Source organism: Curtobacterium sp. MCSS17_008, assembly GCF_003234185.1.
In the GTDB taxonomy this organism is placed as follows: domain Bacteria; phylum Actinomycetota; class Actinomycetes; order Actinomycetales; family Microbacteriaceae; genus Curtobacterium.
The window spans coordinates 38,967-65,071 of the sequence record NZ_QKSM01000011.1 but is presented as its reverse complement, the minus strand read 5'-3'; the positions used below and the strand labels follow the sequence as shown (position 1 = coordinate 65,071).

Genomic DNA, 26,105 nt, shown 5'->3' with positions numbered 1-26,105 from the left:
ATGCGGCCAGCCCGCACCACGACACTGCTCACGACGATCGGACTCGGCGTGGGCCTCGCGCTCACACTGTCCGGCTGCACCGGTGACGACCGAGTCGACGCGGTCCCGACCGCGAGCACGACCGCACCCTCGACGGGTGGACCGACGGCGACCGGGAACGCGACGCCGGAACGGACCCCCGGCGCCGACGCGACGAGCACGTCGACGCCGGGGCCGAGCACCACGCCGGTCTCCGCGACGGGCACCGTGCCGGCGACCTGCGAGGACGTGGTGACGCCGGGCGCGTTCGAGTACACCGACGAGGTGGCCCTGAACGACCCCTCCGCCAACCTCGAGGTCCCCCGCACCGCCCTGACCCCGGCACTGCAGTCCGGCGGCCAGCGGCTGTACTGCGTCTGGCGCGACCCGCAGGTGGACATCACGAACCTCACCATCCAGATCGAGACCGTCGACCCGGACCGCGCGCTGGCGGCCCTCCAGGGGCTGTCCGGCTTCGACTGCTCGTCCGTCGACGACGGCTACCGGTGCCAGAAGGTCAGCCAGAACCCGCAGTACCCGGTGACCGACGGGGACACCTACTTCACCCGCGGCGACATCGGCATCCGGATCGCCCAGTCGAACGTGCCGACGGAGGGACTGCTCGACGACGTCGTCGGGAACGTGTTCGGCTGACCCTCGGCCGGCCTGGGCTCAGCCGGCCGGCCTCGACCGCACGTGGGCGCGTTCGCCCTGCGGCCCGTAGAGGCAGAGCACCTCGGTGACCTCGTCGGTGGTGTTGCCCACCCAGTGCGGGGTGTGTGTGTCGAACTCGACGACCTCGCCCGGCCCGAGGTCGAAATCCCGGTCACCGAGCAGCAGCCGGAGGCGTCCGGACAGCACGTAGAGCCACTCGTAGCCCTCATGGGACTTCAGGCTCCGGTCGCTGTTCGCGGGCTCCGGGGGGATGAGCTGCTTGAAGGACCGCACGCCCCCGGTCCGCTTCGTCAGCGGGATCACCACCCGGCCGCCGTGGCGCTCGGGCTTGAGGTGGACCCGAGGGTCGCCGGTCTGCGGTGCGCCGACGAGGTCGTCGAGCGGTACCTGGTAGGCCCGGGCCAGCGGCAGCAGGAGTTCCAGGGTCGGCCGGCGCTGGCCGGACTCGAGCCGCGAGAGCGTCGACACCGAGATGCCCGTCTCCGCGGCGAGCGCCGCGAGCGTGACGTCGCGTCGTTCCCGCACCGACCGCAGCCGCGGCCCGACCGCGTCGACCACCTGCGCCGTCGTGGGTGGGGTGATCCGTTCCTCCCGGCCGTGCACCATGCGACCATGTTGCCATACCAGCAAGGTTCGTTGCCGGATCAGTACCGAACCGCGCATGATGCGGACATGCGAGATCACTTCGACGTCATCGTCATCGGCGGCTCGGCCGCCGGCCTGTCCGCCGCGCTCATCCTCGGGCGGTCGCGGCGCTCCGTCCTCGTCGTGGACGCGGGCGACCCCCGCAACGCGGTCGCCGAGGGCGCGCACAACTACCTGGGCCGCGAGGGCGTCGCCCCGGCCGAACTGACCCGCGTCGGTCGCGAGGAGGTCACCGCGTACGGCGTCGAGGTGACGGCCGGGAGGGTCGTGGCCGCGTCCGCCACGGACGGCGACGGGGTCGACCCGGTGGGGTTCTCGGTCACCCTCGACTCCGGCGTGGTCGTCACCTCGCGCCGGTTGGTCGTCGCCACCGGTGCCGTCGACGTGCTGCCGGACGTGCCGGGACTCGCCGAGCAGTGGGGCCGCGGCGTGGTGCACTGCCCGTTCTGCCACGGGTGGGAGGTCCGTGACGGCCGGATCGGGGTCCTCGTGACGACGCCGAACGGGGCACACCACGCACAGATGTTCCGTGCGCTGAGCGACCGGGTGACCGCCTTCATCACCGACCCAGCGTTGGTCGACGACACCGCGCTCGCCTGTTTCCGGGCCCGTGGCATCGAGGTTGTCGATGGCCCCGTGGCCCGGGTGCTCTCGTCGGACGGCGTCCTGACCGGCATCGAGCTCGGCTCGGGGCAGGTCGTCCCGCTCGACGCGCTGGCGGCGGCGAGCACGGCGGAGCCGCGGGTCGGGTTCCTCGAGGCGCTCGGGCTGCAGGCCGAGGACGTCGTCGTGAACGGGTTCCGGTTCGGCGGCGGGCTCACCGTCGACGCGGTCGGGCAGACGGGTGTCCGCGGGGTGTACGCCGCGGGCAACGTGACGTCGCCGATGGCCACCGTCATCGCGTCGGCGGCGGCGGGGACCCAGGCCGGTGCCGCGGTGCACGGGGACCTCGTCCAGGCCGACATCGCAGCGGCGCTGGACGCTGCGGCCACGCCCGCCGGTCAGTCCACGCGGTAGCCGGCCTGCGCCGCCAGGAGCGGCGCGAGGGCGAACAACTGGTCGGCGCCGATCGTCGCCCCGCGGAACCCCTCGAGCCGCTCCACCCGGTCGAGGTCGGCGGTGCGCAGGTCCACGTGCTCGATGCGGGTGTTCGTGCCCTCGGCGGAACGGATCCTGGTGCCGTCGAACGCGACACGGAGCAGCCGGGCGTCGGCGATGTCGAGCTCGTCGATCACGCAGTCGCGGAACACCACGTCGGTGAGCGTCGAGCCGCGGAGGTTCACGAACCCGAGCTTCATGCCGACGAACTCGACGCCGTTGAGCGTCGCGTCGTGCAGCTCTGCCGAGCCGACCCGGCCGCCGTCGACCCGGACCCCCCGCCAGGCGCTGCTCGAGGCACGGAGGACGGGGGCGTCGAGCGTCTCGACGACCGAGTCGCGGATGCGCAGCCCGCGCAGGTCGGTGTCGTCCGCGCGGAGGGTGCCGACGACGCACTCCTCGAGCTCGAGGTCGGGCAGGCGCTCGCCCGCCACGTCGACCACGTCGATGCGCTTGCCCTCGATCCGGTCCCCGGTCAGGACGTCGCCGGGGGCGGGCGTCCAGTCCTCGAGGTCCCGCGGGTCGATCGTCGGGGTGCGCGGGGCGTCGGTGCCCCGCGCGGTGCCGGTCGTGCGTGCCATGTGCTCAGTCTGCCGCGGTGGGCCGACGCTCGAGCACGCTGTCGAGCCGGTAGTCCTTCGCCGGGCCGCGCGCCTGCCAGCGGACGGTCCACCGCTCGGCATCGCCGTCGAGCACCCCGGTGTAGTCGTCGGGCGCGCAGGCGTGCTCGACACCCGTGCCCCAGACCCAGTCGTGGAAGACCCGTCCGTCGGCGAAGTGCACCGTCCAGCGGTCGTCCGGGGCGCGGCGGACGAGCAGCGTCCGCGAGACCGGTGTCTCGTGGCCCCCGAGCCGCATCGTGCCGGACTCGTCCCACCGGACCTCGTCGGGCCCCGTCATGGTGAGCGTGGTGGTGCCGGTGACGTCGCCCGCGACCCCGACGAGCCGGTCGTCGACGAAGCGTCGCAGGGTCCACTCCCCGAGCAGGTCGGTCGGCAGCAGCGGACGCATCGGGAGCACCGGGCCAGGCTACGCGCGGAGTGCCTCGGCCCGGGCGCCCCGGTGCTCGTCGTCGCTGATGACACCGCGGCGGTGCAGGTCGTCGAGCTCGGCGAGCCGCTGCTCGAGGGTCTTCGTCGGCGCGAGGCCCTGGCTCTGCATCGCCCGGTACGCGAGGTCCTCCTGCATCGTCCACGGGTTCTGTCCCCGGGCCGCCATGCGCCTCGCCCGCAGGACCGTGACGACGACGATCGCGACGATGCCGAGCAGCACGGCGATGACGCCGACCATCACGAGTGTCCAGACCAGGTCGTACACCGGCGGGACGAGGGGGTTGTGCGTCTCCTCGCCCAGGGCCCCGAGGTCCTCGATCGCCATGCCAGCTCCTCCCCTGCCGGGCACGGTCGCGCCCTGGACTGGATCGTACCGCTCAGCCGCGCAGGGGCCCCGACGCCTCGACGTTCGCCCCGTCGGCGAACCCGCCCACGAGCTCGCGCAACGCGTCCTCGGCGGTGTGCTGCGGCACCCACCCGAGTTCGCTGCGCGCCCGGTCGGTCCGCATGATCGGCACGCCCGCCGCGATGTCGACCCACCCGGCGTCGGTCGGTTGGAGCCGGAGCCGCCAGGTGGTCGTGACGATCCCGCGGATCAGGCGGAGCGGCACCCGCACCGCCCCGAGCATCCCGAACGCCCGCGCGAGTCGCGGCGGTGTCAGCACCGGGGTCGCCGCGATGTTGAACGCCCCCGCAGCCCGGCGGTCGATCGCCCGCCAGAACGCGTCGGCGAGGTCGTCGGCGTGCACCGCCTGGAACACGAACGGCAGCGGCAACGGCAGGACCGCGAACCGCGCCGCCCGGACGATCGACATCGGCACCAGGCGTCCGAGGAAGAGACCCCGGAGCTCGGCCGCGACGCCGCGCTGGAACACCAGTCCGGGCCGGAGCCGGGTCACGACGACCTCGGGGTGGTCCCGCTCGAAGGCGTCCATCGCCCGCTCGTTCTCGGCCTTGTGGACCGAGTACGTGGCGGTCGGGATACCCGTCGCCGGGAACGACTCGTCCACCGGCGTCCGCTTCCCGTCGACGTCCACGCCCCGGTAGGCCCCGACCGACGACGACACGACGACCTGCCCGACGCCGGCGCGGGCGACCGCGGCGAGCACGTTCGCCGTGCCCGTCACGTTCGTCCGGTGCTGCGCGGGGATGTCGTGCGTCGGCTGGAGCGCCCACGCCAGGTGCACCACCGCGTCGGCCCCCTGGAAGACCGCGGCCAGCTCGTCGACGGCGCCCGGGCCGCCGATGTCGACCGCGTGCCACACGGCGACGTCGTACGGCGCAACGCGCGCGTCCGGCACCCGGCGGGCGACGCCGACGACCTGCAGGCCGCCCTCGTCACCCGCCCGGCCGTCACCGGTGAGCCGCGCCGCGGCCAGGCGCCGCAGCACGGCGGTCCCGACGTTGCCGGTGGCGCCGACCACGACGACCCGCATCACGCCACCGGACCCGCGGTCCACGCCGCGTGGACGGTGGTCACGCCGCGGCCATCGACGGGTCGAGCACGACCTTGATGCAGCCGTCCTCCTTCTTCTGGAAGACCTCGTACATGTGCGGCGCGTCCTCGAGCGACACGCGGTGCGTCGTCAGGTCGAGGGTGCCGAGCGGGTCCGACGGGTCGGACACGAGCGGCATGAGGTCGTCGACCCAGCGGCGGACGTTGCACTGCCCCTCGCGGATCGTGATCTGCTTGTCGAACAGGGTCATCATCGGCATCGGGTCCGCCATGCCGCCGTAGACACCGGACAGCGACACCGTGCCGCCGCGGCGGACCAGGTCGATCGCCGCGTGCACCGCCGCGAGCCGGTCGACGCCGGCGGTCTCGATGGCCTTCTGCGCGAGCTTGTCCGGCAGGAGCCCGGCGGCGCGCTGGGCGAAGCCCGCGGCGGGGTTGCCGTGCGCCTCCATGCCGACCGCGTCGACGACGCCGTCCGGACCGCGCCCGTCGGTCAGGTCGACCAGCTTCGACACCATGTCGTCGTCGAGGTCGAACACCTCGATGCCGTGCTTCGCGCCGAGGTCGCGGCGGACCTGCTCGGGGTCGACGGCGAGCACCCGGTAGCCGAGGTGCTTGCCGATGCGGGCGGCGAACTGCCCGACGGGGCCGAGGCCGAGCACGGCGAGGGTGCCGCCCTCGGGCACCTCGGCGTACTGCACGGCCTGCCATGCGGTGGGGATGATGTCGCTCATGAAGAGCCACTGGTCGTCCGCGCCGGTGTCCGGCACCTTGATGGGCCCGTAGTCGGCGTGCGGCACGCGGAGGTACTCGGCCTGACCGCCGGGGACCTGGCCGTACATCTTCGTGTAGCCGAACAGCGACGCGCCGGTGCCGTACTCCGTGACCTGGGTGGTCTCGCACTGCGACTGGAAGCCGTGCTGGCACATCCAGCAGTGCCCGCAGGAGATGTTGAAGGGCACGACGACGCGGTCGCCGACCTTGAGGTTCGTGACGGCGGAACCGACCTCCTCGACGATGCCCATCGGTTCGTGACCGAGGACGTCGCCCTTGTCGATGTACGGGCCGAGCACCCGGTACAGGTGCAGGTCGGAGCCGCAGATCGCCGTCGAGGTGATCCGCACGATCGCGTCGGTCGGCTCCTGGATGGTCGGGTCGGGGACGGTCTCGACGGACACCTTCTCGGTGCCCTGCCAGGTGAGTGCGCGCACGTCGCGTTCCTCTCGTGGTCGCTTCGGGCCGGCCGGGAGGCACGGCTCACGTGCACCCTTCGCTACGCGCCCGCCCCGTGGTGCGTTCCCAGCCCCGTCCCCCACGCGCACCGCGGGTCCCGGTGGGACGCGCCTCCCGTCCCGGATCAGGCGGGCTCGGCCAGGGCGAGGAGCGCGTCCCGCGCGACCGCGAGCTCCCGTGCGTCGAGGTAGGGCGGGACCGAGGACGCGGCCGCCAGGCCCTCGGCGGCGTGCCGCACGACGAGCGAGCGCCCCTCGGGCAGCCCGTCGCGGGCGAACAGCGTCCGCCAGTGCTCGGCGTCCGCGGCCACGACCGGCTCGATGCCCGGCACCGACATCAGGCCCGACCACAGGGTGTTCGGCGAGAACACGGCCATCGCCCGCTCACTGCCCCCGCAGAGCGTCCGCACGTAGGCGCGGAGCACCTTGCCGGGGCGGTTCTCGGCCAGGTCGACGTGCCGCATCACCTCGTCGACGAAGGTCTGCAGACCGTGCTCGGCGACCGCCACGAGCAGGGCGTCCTTCGACGGGAAGTGGTGCAGCAGCCCACTCTTCGACACCCCCGCGGCGCCGGCCACCTCGGCGACGCTCACCCGGGTGCCGCGCTCACCGAGCAGCCGCTCCGCCGCCTCGAGCACGGCCGCTCGGGTGCGCTCGCGGTCGCGGGTGCCGTCAGTGCTCACGGGGACCATCCTGCCGGTTCGGGATCACCCGCAGCGCGACCACCGCCGCGACCGCGAGCAGCACGGCCGCGCAGACCGAGGCGAGCTGCATGCCGCCGGTGAAGGCCTCCTGCGCGCGCGCGAACGCCGGCGACGCCGGGTCGAGCACCTGCGCGGCGCTGGCGAGCGACTCCTGCACGCGGTCCGGGGCGTCGGCGTCGAGACGGACCCGGTAGAACGCGGTCTGGAGGGACAAGAGGACCGCGATGCCCATCGCGACCCCGAGCTCGTACCCGGTCTCGGAGATCGCGCTCGCGGCACCGGCGCGCTCCCGGGGTGCTGCGGCGACGACCGCATCGGTCGCCAGGGTCATCGACACCCCGACGCCGAGGCCGACCACGGCCAGCGCGAGCGCGATGCCGAGGTACGTGGGAAGCCCCTCGGCGACGGCGAGCCCCGCCATGCCGACGGCGGCCACGCCGAGCCCGAGCCCGATCGACCGCCCGGGGCCGACCCGCCGCGACAGCACCCCGATGACGGCGATGACCGCGATCGACGCCACCGTCGCCGGGAGTTCGGCGGCGCCCGCGAGCAGCGGCGGGAACCCGCGCACGAGCTGCAGGTACTGCGAGAAGAAGAACAGGAGCCCGGTCAGGGCGAACACCGACAGCGAGTTCGCGACGACGGCCCCGGCGAACGCGGGGATCCGGAAGAGCTGCAGGTCGATCAACGGGGTGGTCAGCCGGCGCTGCCGACGGACGAACCACCAGCCAGCGCCGAGGCCGACGACCGCCGCCACCGGGACCGTCCAGTCGGCACCGTGTCCGACGAGGTGCTTCACGGCGTACACGACCGGCACGATCGCGACGACGGAGAGCACCGCGGACAGCAGGTCCATCGGCGTCCGGGCGCCGCCCTTCGACTCCGGCAGCAGGACCGCACCGGCGACGACGATCACGACGATGACGGGGATGTTGATGAGGAACACCGAGCCCCACCAGGAGTGCTCGAGCAGCGCCCCGCCCACGAGCGGACCGGCGGCTGCACCGCCCGTCGCGCCGGCCGACCACACGGCGATGGCCCGCGTGCGCTGCAGGGGGTCGCGGAAGATCGCTCGGACGAGCGAGAGCGTCGAGGGCATGAGCGTCGCACCGGCGATGCCGAGCAGCGCCCGGGCGGCGATGAGCACCTCGGGGCTCGGCGAGAAGGCGGCCGCCGCGGAGGCGGCACCGAACGCCACCGAGCCGACGAGCAGCAGGCGCTTCCGACCGATCCGGTCGGCGACGTTGCCCATCGTGACCAGCAGGCCCGCGAGTGCGAACGAGTAGACGTCCCCGATCCACAACACCTGCGTCGCCGTCGGGTCCAGGTCCGCGGTGAGCGCGGGCACGGCGAGGGCGAGCACGGTGCCGTCGATCGCGAGCAGCACGACGGCCAGGGTCAGGACGCCGAGCGAGGCCCACTCCCGGCCGGTCGCACGGCGGGTCGGGATGGTGGCGGTCTGCGACATGCCCCGACTCTAACCGACCATGTGGTCGGCACGACAGACTGCACAGTCAGCACGCAGGACGCCGCTCGCTCCGGGGTCAGCCGCGCAACCGGTCGCGCTCGGCCGGCGGCAGGTGCTCGGTCGCGGTCGCCCGGGCAGCCGGGGACAGGAAGCGCCCGTGTCGCTCGAGGAACGCCACGAGCGCGGGCTCCGACGCGCGCTTCCCGGTCTCGCGGAGCACCCACCCGAGCGCCGACTGCACGGTGTCGCTCCGCTCCCGCACCAGGCGCCCGGCGATCGCGAGCGGGACCTCGGCGTCGCCCTGCTTCGCGAACGCCAGGGTGGCGACGACCGCGATGCGTCGGACCACGGCGACGTCCGACTTCGCGAGCGCGAACAGCGGCCCCGTCGACCCGCCGACGAGCGGGGCGCCGACGAGTTCCTCGGCCGCCAGGTCGACCAGGGCGGTGTCGTCGAAGCGCTCGGCCTTCGCCGCGGCGAGGTACTCGTCGGTCAGCTCGGGGTCGGGGTGCGCGCGCATCGCCTGCACGAGGAGCACGACGGCGACCAGGCGGGCACCGGCGTCCTCGCTCCAGAGCAGCGCGGAGCGCTCGCCCTCGTCGAGTTCGGCGAACTGCCGGGCCACCCGTCGGGCTGCGGCGACGTCGCCCGGGGTGCGGGCGAAGGCGGCCAGGACCGACTCGGCGTCGGCCGCGCCGTGGCTCTGCATCCGCCCAGCCTACGGCTCGACCGACGGTCGGATCAGCGGAAGGCCAGCAGCGTCAGCGGGTCCTTGAGCGTGCCGTTCACCCGGGTCTCGACGTGCAGGTGCGGTCCGGTGGACTGCCCGGTGTTGCCGGACTTGCCGAGCTGCTTGCCGATGCCGACGACCTGCCCCTTCGTCACGCCGATCTCGCTGAGGTGCGCGGTCAGGACCGTCGTCAGGCCGTAGCTGACGACCACGTAGTTCCCGTAGCTGGCGTGGTTCCGCACGACGGTGGTCACCGTTCCGCGGCCGGACGAGTACACCGGGGTCCCGACCTTCACGGGGGCGTCGGTGCCCTGGTGGTAGCGCGGGACGTGCCCGGCGCCACGGTCGTCGCCGTACCGCCCGGAGATGGTCGTGCCCTTCACCGGCCACAGCAGGCCGGTCACGGGCTTCGTCGACCAGGTCCGGGTGTCCGCGCTGCCGTAGAGCACGACGTTGCCGTCGACCTGCACCAGCAGCTGGCCGGCTCCCCGCCCCGTGGTGTTCGAGGCCCACAGGACCCGCCGGCCGTCCTTGCTGCGGACGACGAGGTTGCCGTCGGTCTGCACGGCCGCCGTCGCCCCGGCGTTGTTGAAGGTCTGCGAGGACCAGACCGCCTTGCCGCTGACGTACTGCACGAGGTTGCCGTCGGCCTGCATCGTGAAGGTGCGGGGCCCGCCGGCGTCCGACCGGAGGACGGTGCCGGGCAGGATGGTGCCGCCGGACGCGACACGCGACTGGAACGACTTGATCCGCCACATGGCGTTGTTGTTGGTCTTCCGCATCCGCAGCTCGCCGTCGGCGCGGACCCCGAAGTCCTTCGCCACCCCGGTGGTCCCCCACTGGGCGATCAGCTTGCCGCTGCGGACGAGCGACAGACGCCCGTCCGTGCCGACGACGGCCACCGCCCCGTACTGGTTCGGGGTGTTCGACGCCCACAGCACCGCGTTGCCGATGCCGTACTCGACGAGGTTGCCGTCGCCCTGCATGACGAGCCGGAACTGGCCGTTCGCCGACGTGACGACGTCGTTGACCTGCAGTGTCGTGCCGGCCTTGACCGTTCCCTTGTACGTGGTCGCGGCCTGCGCCGGCGACGCGGTGGCGACGAGTCCCGCAGCCGCGATGACGACGGCGGTGACGGCCGCGGCGAACTTCGCCCGTGCCCTGATCATGTGGTGGAACCCCTGCTCGTGGTGCCGCGGGCGTCGAGCGCCGGCGCGGTGCATGTCTCGGTGTGGCGGGCCCCTGAAACCCACCGAGGTTCGATGTTCGCAGGAGGTCATCCGCTCGAACAGCCCCCGGACCGGGGGCATGACACGACGCGTCGATCGTGCAGCGGTCCGGCATCGGCGGTCGAACTGTTACAGACCGGAAACACACTGTGTACAAACAAGCGCCATCAGTCGTGATTGTATGCAATCACCGCACTCCTGAGCGCGACTCCACAAGAGCCGCCACGCACACCGCACGCTCCAGGATCACGATGTCCCACATCACCGCTCGACGCCGCCGGACGCTCATCGCACTGCCCGCCGTCGCCCTGGCCGCCACGCTCGCCCTCACCGCCTGCGTCCCGGTCCAACGCTCGAAGGCCGGCGGCGCGACCGCCGGCACCGTCACCACCGTCGCCATCGGCGACCAGCAGGTCCGCGAGGGCGGTGACCTCGTCATGGCGCTCTCCGCCGAACCGGACCGGCTCGACCCGACGACGTCGTCGTCGCTCTACACCCGGTACGTCATGGAAACGATGTGCCAGAAGCTCTACGACATCGATGCCGAGGGCACGGTCGTCCCCATGCTCGCCACCGAGCTGCCGACGGTGTCCGACGGTGGGAAGACCGTCACGTTCCCGGTCCACACCGGTTACCGCTTCGCCGACGGGACCCCCTTCGACGCCGACGCCGTCGTGACGACGCTCGAGCGGAACCTGACGAAGGACGACTCGAGCAGGAAGAGCGAGATGGGTCCGGTGTCCAGCATCGAGGCGGCGGACGACCACACCGTCCGGATCCGGTACGAGACGCCGTTCGCCCCCATCACCGCCGCGCTCGCGGACCGCGCCGGCATGGTGATGTCGCCGACCGCGCTCGAGCAGGAGGGCGACGGCTTCGGCGACGCACCGGTCTGCATCGGTCCGTACAAGTTCGTCGAGCGCGTCCCGCAGACCTCGATCACGGTCGAGCGCGACCCGATGTACCACGACCCGGAGAGCGCCCACTTCGACCGCATCACGTACCGGATCATCACCGACGCGAGCATCCGCGCGCAGAACCTGAAGTCCGGCGACGTGCAGGTGGCCGACACCATCTCCACGCAGGACGTCGACGAGCTCCGGGAGCGGGAGGACCTCAGCATCCTGCGCACCGGGTCGCTCGGCTACCAGGGCATCACGATCAACCTGGCGAACCAGGACGGCGTCGGCACCGACCCGAAGCCGCTCGACACCCCGCTCGCGACGCAACGGAAGGTCCGGCAGGCACTGTCCATGTCGATCAACCGGGCCGAGCTCGTGCAGAGCGTGTTCCGCGGCTGGGCGGACGTCGCGTGCTCGCCGATCCCGGACACCAGTGCGTTCGCCACCGACGCGAGCAAGGCGTGCCCGGAGTACGACCCGGACCGGGCGAAGGAGCTCCTCGAGGAGGCGGGCGTCGAACAGCCGTTCCCGATCGAGATGGAGGTGACGAACACCCCCGACACGGTCCGCTTCGCCCAGGCGCTGCAGGCCCAGGCCCGCGCCGGCGGCTTCGCGATCACGATCACGCCGGTGGAGTACACGACGCTGCTCGACGACCAGACCCGCGGCGACTTCCAGGCGCTGCAGCTCGGCTGGTCGGGCCGCGTCGACCCGCACGGCAACATCGGCGCGTTCCTCGGCACCGGCGGTGGCAACAACTACCCCGGGTACAGCGAGCCCGAGGTCGACGACCTGATCGCCCGCGCGGCGCAGGCCACCGACCAGCAGGAGCGCGCCGACCTGTACGGCGAGCTCGTGACGAAGGTCCAGCAGGACGACCCGATCATCTACCTCTACCGGACCCGCAGCATCACCGGCGTCAGCACGGACGTCGCCGGTGTCTCCACCTACGCCGATGGCGTGGTCCGACTCAGCCAGGCAGCGTTCGTGGAAGGCGGCAGCAAGTGATCCGGTACGTGGTGACCCGGCTCTGGCAGGCGGCGCTCACGCTGGTCCTCGCCTCGATCGTGGTCTTCTTCGGGGTCCGGCAGCTGCCGGGCGACCCGGCGCTGGCGCTCGCGGGTGAGGAGGCGAGCCCCGAACGGCTCGCCGCGGTCCGCGCCGACCTCGGCCTCGACGACTCCCTCGTCGTGCAGTACTGGCGCTTCGTGGTCAACGCGCTGCAGGGCGACTTCGGGCAGTCGACCCGGACCGGCACCCCGGTCACCGAGCTCCTCGGCTCGACGCTCCCCGTCACGCTCTGGCTCGCGCTGTACGCGATCGTCGTCGCGGTCGTCGTCGGTGTCGCCCTCGGCACCCTCGCCGAGCGCTACCGCGGTCGCTGGCCCGAGTGGATGGCGAACGCCGCCGCGCTGGTCGGCCTGAGCGTGCCGAACTTCTGGCTCGGCATCCTCGCGATCGTCTGGCTCGCCGCCGGCCTCGGCTGGTTCCCGGCGTCCGGGTACGTCCCGATGACGAGCGACCCGATCGGGGCGCTGCACCACCTGACGCTGCCGGCCCTCATCCTCGGCACCTCGCTGGCCGCGGTCATCATGCGGCAGACCCGCGCGTCGATGATCGAGACGATGAAGACCGACTTCGTCCGGACCGCCCGCGCGAAGGGGCTGAGCCGTCCGCGGGTGCTGTTCCGCTACGGCCTGCGGAACTCGATGATCGTCGTCGTCACGATCGTCGGCCTGCAGCTGGGCGGACTCATCTCGGGCGCCGTCGTCACGGAGCGGATCTTCGCGCTCCCCGGCTTCGGCAAGCTCACGCTCGACGCCGTCTTCACGCGCGACTACCCGGTGATCCAGGCCGTCGTGCTCGTGATCACCCTCGGGTACGTCCTCATCAACTTCGCCGTCGACGTCCTGTACTCCGTCATCAACCCGAAGATCCGCCTGGGAGGCACCCAGTGACCACGATCACCGCGCCGTTCGACCTCGGCTCGAGCCGCGGTCGTGTCTGGAAGCAGGTCCGGACGAACCGGCTCGGCATGACGGGTGGCATCATGCTCGCCGTCGTCGTGCTCGCCGGGGTCGCCGCACCGCTCGTCGCCCCGCACGACCCCACCGCGACGCACTTCGACCTGCCGTTCCAGGTGCCGTTCACCGTCGGCTTCGGGTTCGGCACCGACGACCTCGGTCGCGACATCCTGTCCCGCACCCTGTACGGCATCCGCGTCTCGCTCGTCGTCGGTGTGCTCTCGGTGCTGCTCGCGGTCGTGGTGGGCACCCCGCTCGGCCTGCTCGCCGGGTACTGGCGCTGGCTCGACGCGATCATCAGCCGTCTCACGGACGTCGCGCTCGCCTTCCCGTTCCTCATCATCGCGGTGGGCCTCGCGGCGATCAGCGGTCCGAGCCTGACGAACGCGGTCGTCGCGATCGGCATCTCGCACGTGCCGGCGATGATCCGCATCGTCCGCGGCGAGACCCTGCGGATCACGAGCGCCGACTTCGTCACGAGCGCGAAGACCCTCGACGCCGGCGGTGCGCGGATCATCGCGCAGCACGTCCTGCCGAACTGCGTCTCGGCGATCATCGTGCAGGCGACGGTGATCATGCCGGTCGCGGTCATCGGCGAAGCGCTGCTGTCCTTCCTCGGCCTCGGCATCCAGCCGCCCACCCCGAGCCTCGGCATCATGCTCTCGGACGCGCAGCAGTACCTCGGTCAGGCACCGTGGGCGGCCGTGGTGCCCGGCGTCGCGATCGCGGTCATCTGCCTCGGCTTCAACCTGTTCGGCGACGCCCTGCGCGACGCCCTCGACCCCACCGCCTCGGACCGGAAGTAGCACCATGAGCACCAACCCCGCCTTCACCGCACCACCGGTCGAGACCACCCGGCCGGACCTGCAGGGCACCTTCGGGATGACCGCGTCGACGCACTGGATCGCGACCGCGACGGCGCAGTCGGTCCTGGAGCGCGGTGGCAACGCCTTCGACGCCGCCGTCGCCGGCGCGTTCGTCCTGCACGTCGTCGAACCGCACCTCAACGGGCCCGGCGGTGACGTGACCGCCGTCTTCGCGACGGCCTCCGACAAGACCCCCACGGTCCTGATGGGCCAGGGACCGGCCCCGGCAGGCGCGACACCCGAGCACTTCCGGGCCGAGGGCCTCGACCTGGTCCCGGGCGCGGGCGCCCTGGCGGCCGCCGTCCCCGGCGCCGTCGACGCCTGGCTGCTGCTCCTCGCCGAGCACGGCACGTGGGAGCTCGCCGACGTGCTCGCCCCCGCGATCGGGTACGCCCGCGACGGCCACCCGGTCGCCCCGCGGGTGGTCGCCACGATCGCCACCGTGCAGGACCTGTTCCGCGACCACTGGCCGTCCTCCGCCGAGCAGTGGCTGCCGGGAGGCAGCGTGCCGACACCCGGGGCGATCGTGCGCAACGAGGCGTGGGCCGGGGTGCTCGACCGGCTCGTGCAGGCCGGATCCGGTGTCGACGCGGCCGGGGACGCGACGGCCGACGCGCGCGTCGCCCGGATCGAGGCCGCCCGCACCGAGTGGGCCGAGGGCTTCGTCGCGCAGGCGATCGACGCGTTCGTCCGCGCCCCGCACCGGCACGCGTCGGGCAGCGACCACGCCGGGGTGATCCGCGCGTCGGACACGGCGGCGTTCCGCGCGTCGACCGAGCCCGCGACCACCGCCGAGTTCCGCGGGCACACGATCGCGAAGACCGGGCCCTGGGGCCAGGGTCCGGCGCTCCTGCAGACCCTCCGCCTGCTCGACCCCCTCGACGACGACCGGCTCGACCCGTCGACCGTCCTCGGTGCGCACACGATCGCCGAGGCGCAGAAGCTCGCCCTGGCCGACCGCGAGGCGCACTACGGCGAGCGCGACGTCCCGATGGCCGAGTTGCTCTCCGACGCCTACTCCGACGAACGTCGCGCCCTGATCGGCGACCGCGCGTCGCACGAGTTCCGGTCGGGTTCGGTCTCGGTCGCGGCCGGCACGCTCCCCCCGCTCCGCGAGACCTACACGCCCGGTGGTGAACCGATCGCGGGCGTGGGCGAACCCACCGTGCCGGGCGCCAGGGGTGACGCCGTCGCGGCACCCGCTGAGGACGCCCCGACGGCCGAGGACCGCGGCGAGCCGATCGTCATGGAGACCGGCGAGACACGGGGCGACACGTGCCACATCGACGTCGTCGACCGCTGGGGCAACATCGTCAGCGCCACGCCGTCCGGCGGGTGGCTGCAGTCGTCCCCGACGATCCCCGGGCTCGGGTTCTGCCTCGGCACCCGCCTGCAGATGACCTGGCTCGAGGAGGGCACGGCTTCGACGCTCCGTCCCGGGGCACGACCGCGCACCACGCTGACGCCGACGCTCGTCCTCCGTGACGGGGAGCCGGTCGTGGCGCTCGGCTCCCCCGGCGGCGACCAGCAGGACCAGTGGCAGCTGCTGTACCTGCTCCGCACGATCGTCGGCGGGTACTCCCCCCAGCAGGCGATCGACGCCCCCGCACTGCACACGACGTCGTTCCCGGGGTCGTTCTGGCCGCGCACCTGGACCCCCGGCGGCCTCGTCGTCGAGGACCGCCTGGGCGACGACGTCATCACCGGGCTCGAGGAGCTCGGCCACGTCGTCACCCGCGCCGGCGACTGGTCGCTCGGCCGCCTGTCGTGCGTGACGCGCGACCCCGACACCGGCGTCATGGGCGCCGCCGCCAACCCACGAGGAGCACAGGGCTATGCCGCAGGACGCTGAGGACCGGACCATGCACGACGGACGCACCACGGGCCTCCCGGCCGAGCAGCCCGCACACGCCGCGCACGCGGCGACCGGGCGCGACCACCTGCTGTCGGTGCGCGACCTGCGGGTCGCGTTCGGCGACCGCGAGGTCCTGCACGGCGTCGACCTCGACGTCCGCCGCGGCGAGCGCGTCGCGATCGTCGGCCAGTCCGGGTCGGGCAAGTCGACGCTCATCGCGGCGCTGCTCCGGCTGCTGCCCGGTGCCGGGCACATCACCGGCGGCGAGATCCGACTCGGCGACGACGACATCGCGCACGCCGACGAATCGCTCATGCGGCGCGTCCGGGGCGGGCGGATCGGCCTGGTGCCGCAGGACCCGTCGACGAACCTCAACCCGTCGATGCGGGTCGGCGCGCAGATCGCCGACGCGCTGCGTGCCGGCGGGCTCCGGGGTCGCTCGGCGATCCGGCAGCGGGTCGTGGCGCTCATGACCGAGGCCGGGATCCCCGAGGCCTCGCGTCGCGCCGACCAGTACCCGCACGAGTTCTCCGGCGGCATGCGGCAGCGGATCCTCATCGCGGTGGCGCTCGCCCGTCAGCCCGAGCTGCTCATCGCCGACGAGCCGACCAGCGCACTCGACGTGACGGTGCAGCGGCAGATCCTCGACCACCTGCAGACCCTGGTGGACCAGCACGGCACGACGCTGCTGTTCGTGACGCACGACCTCGGGGTCGCGGCGGACCGGACCGACCGCGTCGTCGTCATGCTCGACGGCGAGATCGTCGAGCAGGGCGCGCCGGAGGCGATCCTCCGTGACCCGCAGCACGAGTACACGAAGCGGCTCATCGCGGCGGCACCCGCACTGTCCGGGGTCGCTCCCGAGCCCGCCGCGGCGGGCGAGCCGATCCTCGTCGTCTCCGACCTGGTGAAGGAGTACACGCTGCGCGGACGCGGCGCGGGCACCCTCCGCGCCGCCGACGGGGTGTCGTTCGCCGTCCGCCGCGGCACGACCACCGCGGTCGTCGGCGAGTCCGGCTCGGGCAAGACGACGGTCGCGCGGATCGTGCTCGGGCTCGAGACACCGACCTCGGGCACCGCGCTCGTCGACGGGAAGTCGATCGGGACGGCGCGCGGCGCCGAGCGGCGGGAGATCCGGCGCCGGGTGCAGCCCGTGTTCCAGGACCCGTACGGGTCGCTCGACCCGACGTCGACGATCGAGCGGATCATCGACGAGCCCCTGCGGGTGTTCGGGATCGGTGACCGGGCATCGCGCACCGAACGGGTGTGCACGCTCCTCGAGCAGGTCGCACTCCCCCGTGAGGTCGCGCAGCTCCGGCCGAACGAGCTGTCCGGCGGGCAGCGACAGCGCGTCGCGATCGCCCGCGCGCTGGCGCTCGAGCCGGAGCTGATCATCCTCGACGAGGCGGTCTCGGCGCTCGACGTGCTCGTGCAGGAGCAGATCCTGGCCCTGCTCGACGAGCTGCAGGACCGGCTCGGGCTGAGCTACCTCTTCATCACGCACGACCTCGGGGTCGTCCGGAGGATCGCGGACGACGTCGTGGTGATGCGCCGCGGCGAGGTCGTCGAGCGGGGCAGCGTCGCGGCGGTGTTCGACGACCCGCAGGAGCAGTACACGAAGGACCTGCTCGACGCGATCCCGGGTCGCTCGCTCGCCGAGGCCGCCGCGTGACGACGCACGGCGCCCCGCGACGAGACGGTGTGGCACGATCGGCACCGTGCTGAACGCCACGAGCGTCATCGACGCCATCCGCCACGACATCGTGACCGGTGCGCTGCAGCCCGGCACCCGGGTCACCGAGGCGTTCCTCGCGGAGCGCCACGGGGTCTCCCGGGTGCCGGTCCGCGAGGCACTCCGCGGGCTCGAGGGCGAGGGCTTCGTCGTCTCCCGCCCGAACGTCGGCTCCCGGATCGCCGAGATCCCGTTCGACGAGGCCGACGACCTGTTCGCGGTCCGCGAGTCACTGGAGACCGCCACCGCCCGCCGGGCCGCGACCCGCGCCAGGACGCTGTTCGACGCAGCGACCCCGCCGGAGGACTGGTGGCGCGTCCGCCGCGAGCTCGGAGCCGTCCTCGACGCCGGCGACGCGGCGGTCGAGCGGGACGAGCTCGACCTGCTCGTGGACCTCAACGAGCGGTTCCACCTGCTCGTCGCCGAGTTGTCGGGCAGCTCGACGCTCGCGACCCTGCTCCGCCAGTTGTCGCGGAAGATCGAGTGGCTGTACGCGCTCGACACCTCCTCGCGCGGCAAGCGGCTGTGGCCCGACCACCGACGGATCCTCGCCGCGATCGACGCGGGCGACGTGGAGCAGGCGGCCGAGCGGATGGCGTGGCACGTGCGGGAGAGCCGGATCGGCTACGCCGCACGCTCGTCCCCGGAGCAGGCCGACGCCCTGCGCGAGGTCGGTCCCGCCGCCTGACGCGGCCCCGGACCCTGGCGTGGCACTCCCCCACGGCGTCCGCCACGGCTCGGCCGTCGTTGATGGAGCAGAAGACGTCGAGTGCGCTCAGCTCGCTCGACGTTTCCTGCTCCATGGACGGGCACGCCGACCCCTCCGCGCGGCCGCCTGCGTCTTCCCCGAGAGCCGGTTGCGAGAACGAGCGTTCTCCGATTGACTGGCCACGGCCCTGAACGGGGCCTCCCCCAACGAAAGGAGCGGCTATGCCCACGCGCACCGCACGTACCGCCTGGCAGGGCGGCCTCAACGACGGTTCCGGTCAGGTCGAGCTGTCGAGCTCGAAGGTCGGCACGTACGACGTCTCCTTCCCGAAGCGCGCCGCGGACGAGGCCGGTGGCACCACCAGCCCCGAGGAGCTCATCGCCGCGGCCCACTCGGCCTGCTACGCGATGCAGTTCTCCGCGATCCTCGGCGAGGCCGGCGGCACCGTCGAGGCCCTCGACGTCAAGGCCGACGTCTCGCTCGGCCCGGACAGCGCGGGCGGCTTCAAGCTCACCGGCATCACCCTCACCGTCAACGGCGAGGTCTCCGGCATCGACGAGGCCGCCTTCCTCAAGGCCGCCGACGAGGCCAAGGCGACCTGCCCGGTCTCCAAGGCGCTCACCGGCGTCGACATCGAGCTCAAGGCGACCTTCGAGCAGTAGTCGTCACCAGCTGACGGACGGGAGGCGCGGTGCCAGCTGGCACCGCGCCTCCCGTCCGTCTGTCGGTACCCGCCTTCGTCGCCGGGGACCTCGACGGGCTGGTCGTCGCCGGGACGGTCCTCGCACTGGTCGGCGGCATCGTCGCGGTGGTCAGCGCCGCGCTCCTCGCTCGGGCACGGACGCTGCGCGCCCTCCTGGCGGGGATCGCCCTGCTCGTGGCCGGTGTCGTCCTCCTCCTCGCCGCGCCGAACCCGTCGTTCGGGTACTTCGCGTACGCGCCACTGTCCGACACGACGTTCCTGCCGAACGTGCACCCCTGGCAGGAGCGCACCGGGCAGGTGCTCGTGCTCGTGGGTGCCGTCGTCGTCGCCTTCGCGCTCGGACGACTCAGCGTCCGACGCCGCTGACCACGCGTTCAGCGCACGTCCGGACTCGTGTCCGGGCGGCTGGCACCATGGTCTGATGGCCGAGCAGTTCCTCCCCGGCGTCCCACGGCCCGGGCGCCCGCCCCGGCCGCGCGTCCGCAACCTCGCACAGCACGACATCCGCGACGCCCGTGCCCGGCTCCGCGGCACGATCTACGAGGACGTCTCCCCCGACACCCGCCCCCGCGAGCAGTACTCGCCGGTGCAGATCGTCGACTTCTGCCTCGACCTGGCCGAGGTGATGCTCGCCTCGGGCGCGGACACCCGCAGCGTCGAGACCGCGGTGGTCGCCGTGTCGACGAAGTGGAACCTCGCGCCCCTCGACCTCGACTTCTCCGGCAGCTCGGTGACGATCCAGTACGCGCCCGCCGACCAGCCGCCGCTGGTGAAGGTCCGCACGGTGCAGTCCGACGGCTCGGACCTGGACCGGCTCGCGCGGGCGAACCAGATCGTCGACGACCTGGTGCACGGTGAGCGCGACATGACGAGCGCGGTGAGCGCCCTCGTGGCCGTGCTGCGCCTGCCCACCCGCTGGCCGACCTGGCTCGCCGACGTCGGCCTGTCGGTCCTCGGCACCTCGATCGCGATGCAGGCCGGCGGCGGCTGGCGTGCCGGCCTCGGCGCGTTCGTGCTCATGCTCGGGATCATCGTGTCCGGCCGCTGGCTGACCGGGCGGGGCTTCCCGCAGTTCTTCGTGTCGGGCACGCAGGCGGCGGTGGCCTCGGCGCTCGGGACCCTGGCGATCTGGGGCGGTGTGCTGACCCCGACCGGCGCAGCCACCATGGTCGCGGCACTCGTGGTGCTGCTGCTGCCGCACGTGTCGCTCGTGACCTGGGCGCAGGACGCCATCTCGGGCTTCCGCGCGATGGCGGTCGCCCGGGCGTTCTACATCGTGCTGGTGATCGCCGCGATCGTCGTGGGCGTCCCCGCCGGCATCGCGGTCCTGCAGTGGCTTCGCATCGAGGTCGACCCGTCCGGCATCGTCCTGCAGCCGCTGCCGCTGTGGGCGTCGCTGTCCCTGACCGTGGTGTCGGCCGCCGCGAACTGCTTCGTGCAGCAGGCCAGCGCCCGGGTGATCCCCGTGGCGGTGCTGTTCTCGGTGACCGCCGGGGCGTTCCTCTGGGAACTCCGGCACCTCGGCATGCCGCTGCTCGGGGCGACCTTCATCGCCTCGGTGCTGCTCGGCGTGCTGTCCACCATCGCTGCGGCGCGGATGCGGACGGCCGTGGCGGCGATCGCGGTACCGGCCTTCTGCGGCGCCCTGCTGCCCGGTGTCGCGGTGTCGAACGCCCTGCTGCACTTCATGTCCGGGTCGTCCGGGGCGGCGCTCGACTTCGTGGCGGCGGTCTCGGTGGCGCTCGGCATCGGCGCGGGGCTCGTGCTCGGCGGCCTCGTGGCGACGCCCGGCGCGCGGCGGGCCCTGCGACGGGCACGCCGGGTCACGGTGCACTCGGTCCACAACGACACGACGGCGATCCCCGTGCTGCGCGACACCGGGTACGACCCCGGCGACGGCTCGGTGCCACGGGGACACCGCCCGCGCTGAGCGATCAGTCCGGACGCGAGACCCGGGCTGGGCGACCGTTCTCGGGCCCACAGGCACGAGGAACGTCGCTCAGCCCGAGTCTCGGGTGCGCGCGGTGCGCGCGGTGCGCGCGGTGCGCGCGGTGCGCGCGGTGCGCGCGGTGCGCGGTGTCAGCCCGCGTCGGTGACGGCCTTCGACACCGCGGTCGGTGCGTCGTAGTCGCCGCCCGGGATGTTCTTCAGCGCGTCGAGCACGTCGTCCGGCGCGCCCTCCTTCTCGGCGGTCGCGACGATGTCGTCCTTCGAGGCGGGGTAGTCGATGCCGCTGAGGTACTTCTGGACCTGGATCGGGTTCGGTGCTGCCATGTCGGCTCCTTCCGTCGGAGACTCCACGACTACGCCGACGGCCCTGCGAACGGGTGCGGCGAGTGCGCCTCGCGGCTCAGATCTCCCAGCTGCCGCCGCCGCTCCACGTCGAGAAGCGCTGTGCGGCGTGCGGCTCGTACCGCTCCATCCAGCCGCGCTCGAGCCGCGCGACGGCCCGGTCGAACGCCGGCACCAGGTCGAGGTCCGCGCGCAGCATCGCCTGCAGCTGCAGGCCCTCGTACAGCGCGATGAGCTGCTCCGCACCACGGCGCGGGTCCATGGTGTGCGGTGCGCGACCCACCGCGATGTCGTGCTGGAGTCCGCGCTTGATCTGCGAGAAGAACAGCTGGTAGCGCGACCGCAGGTAGGTCGCCATCGGGTGCGCCGGGTTGCCCGCGACGGACAGCAGCGCGACGAGGAGCCGCATGAGTGCCGGGTCCTCGGCGTTCGACGCGACGATCGCCCGGAGCAGTTCGACGGTCGAGCCGTCCCCGACCTCGCGCGTGACCTCGTCCATGCGTGCGCCGTTCCACCGGTCCAGGGCGGCGAGCACCAGGCCGTCCCACGAGGGGAAGTGCTGCCGCAGCTCGGCGGTGGTGATGCCCATCCGCTCGGCGACGGCGTCGACGCGGGCCTCGTGGAAGGGCACGTCGCGGAGCAGGTCGACGGTGGCGCCGACGATGGTGATCCGCAGGTGCAGCGTGGCGGCCGCGGCAGCCGCCGCCTGCGTGTCGGCGCTGGTGTGTTCGAGCATCATGCCCTCCGTCGTGCGGCGGACGTCCTGTCCGCACCCCCATCCAAGCGCAGCAGCGGGGGACACAGCATCCCCGGTACGGGTGTCGGCATGTCGGGGGACAGGCACCGTCCCCGCAGGGCAGTCCGCGCAGCGCCGTCCCGGCCGACCGTGCCACCATGCCGGCATGACCCCGGAAGACCCCATCGCGCAGGGACTCGCCACCATGGCGTCGGCGGGCTTCGAGTTCGGCGGCGACGACGAGCAGGTCGCGCACGACGTCCGGACGATGTGGCAGCAGCTCGGTGCGCCCGAGGGCGCCTTCGCCGCCGCCGCACGCGCGATCGCCGGCCTGCCGCAGCGCCCGGAGGTCCCGATCGCCGACCAGGCCCGTCGCCGCGCCCTCGAACGCGCCATCGGGATCAACCCCGTCGAGGTCGAGCTCACGGCGGCGATGTCGGCGCGGGAGCTGCTGGAGCGCATGGCACGGAGCGTCGCGTCCGGGTCCTGAACCACGACGGACGGGAGGCTCCCACCGAGTCCGGTGGGAGCCTCCCGTCCGTCGCTGCGCGCGTCGCGCGGTTCGGCGACGACTACGGGGTCGGCATGCCGCCGTCGACGTGCAGCGTCTCGCCGACCACGTAGGACGACTCCCCGCTCGCCAGGAAGACGAACGCCGGCGCGAGCTCGGCGGGCTGTCCCCAGCGACCCAGGTAGGTCTGCTCGCCCGCGGACGGCAGCGCCTCCGGCGGCTGGCCGCCCGCCGGCTGCAGGGGCGTCCAGATCGGCCCCGGGGCCACGGCGTTGACGCGGATGCCCTTCGGCGCGAGCTGCGCGGCGAGGCCCTTCGCCATGTTGTTCACGGTCGCCTTCGTGGCGGCGTAGTGCACGAGGTGCGGCGAGGGGGCGTAGGCCTGGATCGACGTGGTGTTGATGATGGTCGAGCCGGGCTGCAGGTGCGGCACGGCCGCCTTCGTGATCCGGAACGTCGCGTACGCGTTCGTCTTGAAGGTCTCGTCGAACTCCTCGTCGGAGATCTTCGTGATGTCGTCGACGTTCTGCTGCTTCCCGGCGTTGTTGACCAGGATGTCGAGCCCGCCGAGGCCGTCGACGGCCCGCTGCACGAGCTCCTCGCAGAAGGCGAGGTCCGTGATGTCGCCGGGGACCGCGACGGCGGTCCGTCCGGCGGCCTCGATGAGGCCGACGATGCGGTCGGCGTCCTCCTGCTCCTCGGGCAGGTACACGATCGCGACGTCGGCACCCTCGCGGGCGTAGGCGATCGCCACGGCGGCGCCGATCCCCGAGTCACCGCCGGTCACGAGGGCCTTGCGCCCCGCCAGGCGACCCGAGCCGCGGTAGGTGTCCTCGCCGTGGTCGGCGGGCACGTTCTGCGCCATCTCCTCGTCGGTGCCCGCACCCTGGAGGTACTGCTCGTCCGGCTTCTTGTCGGCGTACATCTTCGTGGGGTCCTGCATCGAGTACTGGTCCAGCCCCGACTGGCCGGGCCCCGTCTGGTCGTTCTGCTGCTCCGTCATGGGCTGGACGGTACGCACCGGCGCACTGCCGGACGTCCAGCCGGGCGTCCCCCGCAGGGAGCCCGTGACGCATCCACAAGGTCACGAACACGTGACGAGCGGGCTGCGATTCGGTAACACCTGTCGTCCTGTGCGGAACAAGCACGTACGGTCGACTGGTGACCCCTCGTACTGCCCTCGCGCTCGGTGCCGCCGCGCTCGCCCTCACGGTCGGCGTGGTCGGGGCCGACGCCACGGTGCTCGGGGGCGCGACACCGGCTTCCGCCGCCGAGGACCGCAGCGACGTCACGGCGACCGATGCACCCGTGGTGCGGGTCACGGACCGCGAGCTCCGACGCGTGGACACCATCGAGCTCGGTGCCGAGGGGCTCGTGTTCCAGGACGACGACGACACCGTGGCCGACGTCTCGATGCGCGACGCCCGCTCCACCGTGGGACTGCTCAACCGACTCCTCGGGACGCCCTCACGGACGCAGACCGCGGTCGGTGACGGTGGCGCGTGCTTCCCCTCCGGCACCACGTACACCTGGGGCGGCGCCGTCCGCGTCGCGGCCCTGGGCACCCCCTCGTCCGTCGGCAACGCGGTCGAGATCCGCGTGCTCAAGGACTCGGTCCGGTCCCGCACCGGCGGCCGGGTCGATCTCACCGGCCCCGACGGTGTCCAGATCGGCGACGACGTCGAGGACGAGCTGCAGGCGGCGCCGAAGGCCGACAAGGTCTCCTTCGGCTCCGGCGACTCCCGCGCCTGGCAGCTGCTGCTCGAGCCCGGGTGGGAGCCCGACGACGACGAGTCCGACGCTCCGCGCGCGCACGCCCCCCGGACCGAGCGGGGAGCACCGGGCGCACGACCGACCGACGCCCCGGACGACGAGCAGGGGACGAACGGCGTCTCCGCGCTGACGAACGGCACCGAGGTCACGGTCATCGGCTCCCCGATGCCCGTGCACACCCGCCGCTCCTGCTGACCGGTCCTGCCCGGTCCGGCGGGGCCCGTCTGGCCGGTTCCGTCCGGCCCGACGAGGCCCGTCAGACCCGCAGCGACGCCACCACCGGGAAGTGATCGCTGGCCGCCCAGGTCTCCGGTCCGTCGTGGTCGATCACGACGCGGTCGACCTCGACCCCGCCGCGGGTGAGCACCCAGTCGATCCGCTCGCCCGAGGCGACCGGCTCCTGCCAGTCGTTGTACGAGGCCGTGCGGTCCTCGGGATCGCCCGCCACCGTCCAGGCGTCCTCGTACCCGGCATCCGCGAACACCTGCGAGGCCGGCCCGCGCCCCCAGGGTTCGTTGCAGTCACCCGCGAAGACCACCGGGCCCTCGACCGGGGCGAGGCGCTCGACCACCAGCGCCGCGCTCCGGCGTCGGACCTCGTCACCGTGCTCGTTCGCCTCGTGGTCGAAGTGCGTCGTCAGGAGCGTGAACGCCCCGCCGTCGGCGTCGACGAACCTCGCGTGGTTCGCCACCCGCGGGTACAGACTCCCCCACGTGTTCGAGACCGGCTCGTCAGGGGTGTCCGACAACCAGAACGTGCCGACGTCGACGGGCCGGAGCCGATCGCGGCGGAAGAACACGGCGGCGTGCTCGCCCGCCGTGCCGCCCTCGCGCCCCTGTCCGACGTCGCCGTGGTCCGGCAGGCCTGCCCGCAGTGCGTCCATCTGGTGGCCGAAGGCCTCCTGCACGCAGAGCAGGTCGGGGTCGTGACGCCGGATGATGTCGAGCACCAGCGGGAGCCGCGCGGGCCAGTCGTGACGCGGGTCCGGGTTCTTCACGTTGTAGGTCATCAGGGTGATCGGACGCGCGACGTGGCTCACCGGTCGAATGTACCGACCGAGACCGCTCAGCTCCCCAGGGACCGGCGGAGTGCGAGCACGCCGTCGCGCGCCCGGGTCTTCGCCGTCCCGACGGGGACGCCGAGGCGTTCGGCGAGTTCGGGACCGGTCAGCTCCTCCAGGTGCCGGAGCACCACGGCCTCGCGTTGCCGTTCGGGCAGCGCCACGATCGCCCGGCGCAGGGCCTCCCGGTCGAGCACCCCCTCGGCCCGCTCGACCGAGGCGTGGTCCACCGTGTCGAGGTACCGGACGCCGGCCCGCACGTCGCGCCGCCGGTCCGCCTCGGCCTTCCGCACCCGGTCCACCGCTCGACGCTGCGCGATCGTCCGGACCCACGACACGGGCGGGTGCCGCGGGTCGTAGCGGTCGGCGAGGCGCCAGACCTCGAGGAAGACGTCCTGCACCACCTCTTCGGCCTGCCACCGGTCGACCAGGCACTGCCGGACCCACCCCTCGACGAGCGCCCGGAGCCGCTCGTGCAGGCGGGTGAAGGCGGCCCGGTCACCCTCGGCGGTCCGGAGCAGCAGTTCGCGCTCCTCGTCCCGGCGGATCAGCAGGTCGTCGTGCACCGTGGTATTCCACATGCCAGCTCGGCGGTGTGCAACCGGGGCGCTCCGCTGCCGTCGGATGGACAGGGA

General features: G+C 73.0%; 28 protein-coding genes. 13 read left to right on the top strand and 15 right to left on the bottom strand.

The annotated features are described in order from the left end of the window. Positions 1-672, top strand: coding sequence for a hypothetical protein (locus DEJ23_RS11715; protein ID WP_111240430.1), 672 nt, complete (start codon positions 1-3; stop codon positions 670-672). An 18-nt stretch (positions 673-690) separates the two neighbouring features. Here DEJ23_RS11715 and DEJ23_RS11710 read toward each other — a convergent pair whose 3' ends face one another. Then, positions 691-1,299, bottom strand: coding sequence for a helix-turn-helix domain-containing protein (locus tag DEJ23_RS11710; RefSeq protein WP_111240429.1), 609 nt, complete (start codon positions 1,297-1,299; stop codon positions 691-693). Positions 1,300-1,365: 66 nt separating this feature from the next. Here DEJ23_RS11710 and DEJ23_RS11705 point away from each other — a divergent pair, with 66 nt between their 5' ends. Next, entirely contained in the window at positions 1,366-2,355 is a 990-nt protein-coding gene (locus DEJ23_RS11705) for an NAD(P)/FAD-dependent oxidoreductase (RefSeq protein ID WP_111240428.1), read from the top strand. Here DEJ23_RS11705 and DEJ23_RS11700 read toward each other — a convergent pair. The 9 genes from DEJ23_RS11700 to DEJ23_RS11660 all read right to left on the bottom strand — a co-directional run bounded on the left by DEJ23_RS11700 (position 2,340) and on the right by DEJ23_RS11660 (position 10,247). Continuing rightward, positions 2,340-3,017, bottom strand: a complete 678-nt coding sequence (locus DEJ23_RS11700; RefSeq protein WP_181429237.1) for a pentapeptide repeat-containing protein — start codon at positions 3,015-3,017, stop codon at positions 2,340-2,342. The two genes, DEJ23_RS11705 and DEJ23_RS11700, sit on opposite strands and share 16 nt — an antisense overlap. Before the next feature lie 4 nt (positions 3,018-3,021). Further along, complete coding sequence (locus DEJ23_RS11695) at positions 3,022-3,447, bottom strand: DUF6314 family protein (protein WP_258375496.1); 426 nt, start codon at positions 3,445-3,447, stop codon at positions 3,022-3,024. Positions 3,448-3,465: 18 nt separating this feature from the next. After that, entirely contained in the window at positions 3,466-3,813 is a 348-nt protein-coding gene (locus DEJ23_RS11690) for an SHOCT domain-containing protein (RefSeq protein WP_111240425.1), read from the bottom strand. 52 nt (positions 3,814-3,865) lie between these two features. After that, on the bottom strand, positions 3,866-4,948 hold the full coding sequence (locus DEJ23_RS11685) for an NAD-dependent epimerase/dehydratase family protein (RefSeq protein ID WP_375342276.1): 1,083 nt from the start codon (positions 4,946-4,948) through the stop codon (positions 3,866-3,868). A gap of 16 nt (positions 4,949-4,964) precedes the next feature. Next, positions 4,965-6,155, bottom strand: coding sequence for a zinc-dependent alcohol dehydrogenase (locus DEJ23_RS11680; protein ID WP_111240424.1), 1,191 nt, complete (start codon positions 6,153-6,155; stop codon positions 4,965-4,967). A 146-nt stretch (positions 6,156-6,301) separates the two neighbouring features. Beyond that, entirely contained in the window at positions 6,302-6,859 is a 558-nt protein-coding gene (locus DEJ23_RS11675) for a TetR/AcrR family transcriptional regulator (RefSeq protein WP_220034231.1), read from the bottom strand. Further along, on the bottom strand, positions 6,849-8,348 hold the full coding sequence (locus tag DEJ23_RS11670; protein WP_111240423.1) for an MFS transporter: 1,500 nt from the start codon (positions 8,346-8,348) through the stop codon (positions 6,849-6,851). Before DEJ23_RS11670 ends, DEJ23_RS11675 begins: the two co-directional genes overlap by 11 nt. Before the next feature lie 76 nt (positions 8,349-8,424). After that, positions 8,425-9,057: a DNA alkylation repair protein gene (locus DEJ23_RS11665; RefSeq protein WP_111240422.1), complete on the bottom strand. Its 633-nt coding sequence runs from the start codon at positions 9,055-9,057 to the stop codon at positions 8,425-8,427. 32 nt (positions 9,058-9,089) lie between these two features. Then, the gene (locus DEJ23_RS11660; RefSeq protein ID WP_220034230.1) at positions 9,090-10,247 is read right to left on the bottom strand and encodes a peptidoglycan DD-metalloendopeptidase family protein; all 1,158 of its coding nucleotides are present in this window, start codon (positions 10,245-10,247) and stop codon (positions 9,090-9,092) included. Positions 10,248-10,558: 311 nt separating this feature from the next. Here DEJ23_RS11660 and DEJ23_RS11655 point away from each other — a divergent pair, with 311 nt between their 5' ends. The 9 genes from DEJ23_RS11655 to DEJ23_RS11615 all read left to right on the top strand — a co-directional run bounded on the left by DEJ23_RS11655 (position 10,559) and on the right by DEJ23_RS11615 (position 21,028). Then, positions 10,559-12,217: an ABC transporter substrate-binding protein gene (locus tag DEJ23_RS11655; protein ID WP_111240420.1), complete on the top strand. Its 1,659-nt coding sequence runs from the start codon at positions 10,559-10,561 to the stop codon at positions 12,215-12,217. Next, on the top strand, positions 12,214-13,167 hold the full coding sequence (locus tag DEJ23_RS11650) for an ABC transporter permease (protein ID WP_111240419.1): 954 nt from the start codon (positions 12,214-12,216) through the stop codon (positions 13,165-13,167). Before DEJ23_RS11655 ends, DEJ23_RS11650 begins: the two co-directional genes overlap by 4 nt. Further along, positions 13,164-14,039 carry an ABC transporter permease gene (locus DEJ23_RS11645; RefSeq protein ID WP_258375487.1) on the top strand — a complete coding sequence of 292 codons (876 nt, stop codon included), beginning with the start codon at positions 13,164-13,166 and terminating at the stop codon, positions 14,037-14,039. Before DEJ23_RS11650 ends, DEJ23_RS11645 begins: the two co-directional genes overlap by 4 nt. Before the next feature lie 4 nt (positions 14,040-14,043). Beyond that, a complete protein-coding gene (locus tag DEJ23_RS11640) occupies positions 14,044-15,951 on the top strand; it encodes a gamma-glutamyltransferase family protein (RefSeq protein ID WP_111240418.1) in 1,908 nt (635 codons plus the stop codon). Between the two features lie 10 nt (positions 15,952-15,961). Then, entirely contained in the window at positions 15,962-17,626 is a 1,665-nt protein-coding gene (locus DEJ23_RS11635; RefSeq protein WP_111240460.1) for an ABC transporter ATP-binding protein, read from the top strand. A 46-nt stretch (positions 17,627-17,672) separates the two neighbouring features. Beyond that, positions 17,673-18,374, top strand: coding sequence for a GntR family transcriptional regulator (locus tag DEJ23_RS11630; protein WP_258375485.1), 702 nt, complete (start codon positions 17,673-17,675; stop codon positions 18,372-18,374). Between the two features lie 242 nt (positions 18,375-18,616). After that, positions 18,617-19,057, top strand: coding sequence for an OsmC family peroxiredoxin (locus DEJ23_RS11625; RefSeq protein WP_066651628.1), 441 nt, complete (start codon positions 18,617-18,619; stop codon positions 19,055-19,057). A 29-nt stretch (positions 19,058-19,086) separates the two neighbouring features. Beyond that, positions 19,087-19,464: a hypothetical protein gene (locus DEJ23_RS11620; protein WP_146240284.1), complete on the top strand. Its 378-nt coding sequence runs from the start codon at positions 19,087-19,089 to the stop codon at positions 19,462-19,464. A 55-nt stretch (positions 19,465-19,519) separates the two neighbouring features. Then, a complete protein-coding gene (locus DEJ23_RS11615) occupies positions 19,520-21,028 on the top strand; it encodes a threonine/serine exporter ThrE family protein (RefSeq protein ID WP_111240416.1) in 1,509 nt (502 codons plus the stop codon). A 149-nt stretch (positions 21,029-21,177) separates the two neighbouring features. Here the strand turns inward: DEJ23_RS11615 and DEJ23_RS11605 are convergent, their stop codons facing one another. Both DEJ23_RS11605 and DEJ23_RS11600 read right to left on the bottom strand, forming a co-directional pair. Then, a complete protein-coding gene (locus DEJ23_RS11605; protein WP_111240415.1) occupies positions 21,178-21,372 on the bottom strand; it encodes a DUF2795 domain-containing protein in 195 nt (64 codons plus the stop codon). A 76-nt stretch (positions 21,373-21,448) separates the two neighbouring features. Beyond that, on the bottom strand, positions 21,449-22,129 hold the full coding sequence (locus tag DEJ23_RS11600; RefSeq protein WP_181429235.1) for a TetR/AcrR family transcriptional regulator: 681 nt from the start codon (positions 22,127-22,129) through the stop codon (positions 21,449-21,451). Positions 22,130-22,292: 163 nt separating this feature from the next. Here DEJ23_RS11600 and DEJ23_RS15475 point away from each other — a divergent pair, with 163 nt between their 5' ends. Then, positions 22,293-22,616, top strand: a complete 324-nt coding sequence (locus DEJ23_RS15475) for a hypothetical protein (RefSeq protein ID WP_146240282.1) — start codon at positions 22,293-22,295, stop codon at positions 22,614-22,616. Positions 22,617-22,698: 82 nt separating this feature from the next. Here the strand turns inward: DEJ23_RS15475 and DEJ23_RS11595 are convergent, their stop codons facing one another. After that, entirely contained in the window at positions 22,699-23,640 is a 942-nt protein-coding gene (locus DEJ23_RS11595; RefSeq protein ID WP_111240413.1) for an SDR family oxidoreductase, read from the bottom strand. A 158-nt stretch (positions 23,641-23,798) separates the two neighbouring features. Between DEJ23_RS11595 and DEJ23_RS11590 the strand changes: the two genes are divergently transcribed. Continuing rightward, the gene (locus tag DEJ23_RS11590) at positions 23,799-24,605 is read left to right on the top strand and encodes a hypothetical protein (protein ID WP_111240412.1); all 807 of its coding nucleotides are present in this window, start codon (positions 23,799-23,801) and stop codon (positions 24,603-24,605) included. Positions 24,606-24,666: 61 nt separating this feature from the next. On the opposite strand, the gene DEJ23_RS11585 is transcribed toward DEJ23_RS11590, so the two are convergent. Together DEJ23_RS11585 and DEJ23_RS11580 are read right to left on the bottom strand one after the other, a co-directional pair. Beyond that, positions 24,667-25,449 carry an endonuclease/exonuclease/phosphatase family protein gene (locus tag DEJ23_RS11585; RefSeq protein ID WP_111240411.1) on the bottom strand — a complete coding sequence of 261 codons (783 nt, stop codon included), beginning with the start codon at positions 25,447-25,449 and terminating at the stop codon, positions 24,667-24,669. Between the two features lie 26 nt (positions 25,450-25,475). Further along, positions 25,476-26,036 carry a sigma-70 family RNA polymerase sigma factor gene (locus tag DEJ23_RS11580; protein ID WP_220034229.1) on the bottom strand — a complete coding sequence of 187 codons (561 nt, stop codon included), beginning with the start codon at positions 26,034-26,036 and terminating at the stop codon, positions 25,476-25,478. Positions 26,037-26,105: the final 69 nt, after the last annotated feature.